Genomic DNA, 2,604 nt, shown 5'->3' on the forward strand with positions numbered 1-2,604 from the left:
TCGTTTTGTCTGCGTCTGGGGGGGGCGTGTTTTTTTTTAATCTCGTGGGGCGCCCCCCGCTGCCCCCGCGCGGGCGCCGGGGGCCGCCGCCCGGGGGCCCGCACCGCATCGCGCCGTACGCCTAGCGGCGCGCGGCGATCGCTTCGTACACCATGCCGACGAGCAGGTCGTCGGCGTCGCGCCGGCCGAACTCGGCGGCGGCGCGGGACATTTCGTACAGCCGGTGGGGGTCCGACAGCACCGGCAGGACGTTGCCCTGCACCCATTCCGGGGTGAGCGCCGCGTCGTCCACCAGCAGGCCGCCGCCGGCGTTGACCACCGGCTGGGCGTTGAGCCGCTGTTCGCCGTTGCCGATGGGCAGCGGGACGTAGGCGGCGGGGAGCCCGACGGCGGAGAGTTCGGCGACGGTCATCGCGCCCGCGCGGCAGAGCATCATGTCGGCCGCGGCGTACGCGAGGTCCATCCGGTCCACGTACGGTACCGGGATGTAGGGCGGCATCCCGGGCATGTTGTCGATCCGCGGCAATTCGTTCTTCGGACCGACCACATGGAGGATCTGGATCCCCGAGCGCTGGAGCAGCGGCGCGACCCGCTGCACGACCTCGTTGAGGTGGCGCGCGCCCTGCGAGCCGCCGGAGACCAGCAGCGTGGGCAGGTTGGGGTCGAGGCCGAAGGAGGCACGGGCCTCCGGGCGGACCCGGGCGCGGTCCAGGGTGGCGATGGTGCGGCGCAGCGGGATGCCGATGTAGCGGGCGCCGCGCAGCTTGCTGTCCGGGGTGGAGACGGCGACCCCGTGGGCGTACCTGGAGCCGATCTTGTTGGCCAGGCCCGGCCGGGCGTTGGCCTCGTGGACCACGATCGGCACTCCGGCCCGTTTGGCGGCCAGGTAGCCGGGCAGCGCGACGTAACCGCCGAAGCCGACCACGCAGTCCGCCTTGGTGCGTTCCAGGATCTGCTCGGCGGCCTTGATGGTGCCGCGCAGCCGCCCCGGGACGGTGATCAGTTCGGGCGTGGGCTTACGCGGCAGCGGGACCGCGGGGATGAGCGCCAGCTCGTACCCCCGCTCGGGTACGAGCCTGGTCTCCAGGCCGCGTTCCGTGCCGAGGGCCGTGATTCCCACGGTCGGGTCCTGCCTGCGCAGGGCGTCTGCGAGGGCAAGCGCGGGCTCGATGTGTCCGGCGGTCCCCCCGCCGGCGAGTACGACATGCACCGAAATTCACCGCTCTCCGGACGAACGCTTCTTGACGCGCCGTCTCATCGTCTTCCATCTCACCCCGGGCTTCCGCATGGCCAGGGCCGCCTTCGCCGCGGGGTCCTCCCGTGCGAAGGCGATCATCAGCCCGACCGCGAACATCGTCGGCAGCAGGGCCGACCCCCCGTAGGAGAACAGCGGGAGCGGGACACCGGCGATCGGCAACAGGCCGAGCACCGCACCGATGTTGATCACGGCCTGGGCCATGATCCAGGTGGTCACGCCTCCCGCGGCATACCTGACGAAGGGGTCCTCCGTGCGTCCGGCCACGCGGATACCCGCATAGCCTAGAGCCGCGAACAGGGCGAGCACGGACAGCGTCCCCGCCAGACCCAGTTCCTCACCCGTGATCGCGAAGATGAAGTCGGTGTGCGGTTCCGGGAGTTGACCCCATTTTTCCACACTCGCACCCAGCCCGGAACCGAACCATCCGCCGGAGGCCAGGGCGTAGATTCCGTGCGCGGCCTGCCAGCAGCCGTCGTCCGGATCGGGTTCGCCGATGATGCCCATGCAGGAGAGCCGGGACATCCGGTTGGGGCTGGTCCAGATCAGCAGGAACGCCAGGGCGGCGGCGAATCCGAGCACCCCTGCGAAGAGCCGGGTGGGGGCGCCGGCCAGCCAGAGCAGGCCGAAGAGGATCGCCGTGAGAATGATCGCGGTCCCCATGTCGCCGCCGAGCATGATCAGCCCGAGGAGCATGAAGGCGACCGGGACGAGCGGGACGAGCATGTGCTTCCACTGCGTCAGCAACCGCTTGTCCTGCTTGCGGGCGAGCAGGTCGGCGCCCCACAAGATCAGCGCGAGCTTGCCGAACTCGCTGGGCTGGAGCTGGAACGGGCCGCCGAGGTAGAGCCAGTTCTGGTTCCCGCCGCGGGAAAGCCCTATCCCCGGCACCTGGACCAGGACCATCAGGAAGACCGTGATCATGAGCATCGGGTAGGCCAGCCCGCGGTGGAGCTTCACCGGCATCCTGGAGGCGATCAGCATGAGCGCGCCCCCGATGACGGCGGCGACGAACTGCTTGCCGAAGAAGTACGTCGACGACTTGTCGATGTTCAACGCCTGGATCATCGAGGCGGAGTAGACCATCACCAGGCCCAGCACGGTGATCAGGAGGCTGGAGCCGAGGATCACGTAGTAGGCGGTCAGGGGCCGGTCCCAGGCCCGCCGTGCCCGCTCGAAGGCCCGGCGCGGCCCGCCGCCGCGCCCGGGGCGCGGGGTACGGGAGCCGGACCCGCCGCGTCCGGAGCCGCGAGGCGTCTCGGGGCGCCGGGCGCCGGTGGCGAGCCGGCCGCGCAGGGCGAGCCCGGGCGGCAGGGGTACGCCGGAGGGGGCGGGCGTCGCGGCGAGGG

Annotated in this window: 2 protein-coding genes; both read right to left on the reverse strand. The window is 71.2% G+C overall.

Annotated elements, in window-relative coordinates:
- Positions 1-121 precede the first annotated feature (121 nt).
- Complete coding sequence (gene murG / locus JS521_RS30070) at positions 122-1,210, reverse strand: undecaprenyldiphospho-muramoylpentapeptide beta-N-acetylglucosaminyltransferase (protein WP_007451369.1); 1,089 nt, start codon at positions 1,208-1,210, stop codon at positions 122-124.
- A 6-nt stretch (positions 1,211-1,216) separates the two neighbouring features.
- Positions 1,217-2,569 carry a putative lipid II flippase FtsW gene (gene ftsW, locus JS521_RS30075; RefSeq protein WP_205086094.1) on the reverse strand — a complete coding sequence of 451 codons (1,353 nt, stop codon included), beginning with the start codon at positions 2,567-2,569 and terminating at the stop codon, positions 1,217-1,219.
- Positions 2,570-2,604 lie beyond the last annotated feature (35 nt).

Origin of the sequence: Streptomyces durocortorensis, from assembly GCF_016901035.1 — a bacterium.
Classification (GTDB): Bacteria; Actinomycetota; Actinomycetes; order Streptomycetales; family Streptomycetaceae; genus Streptomyces; species Streptomyces durocortorensis.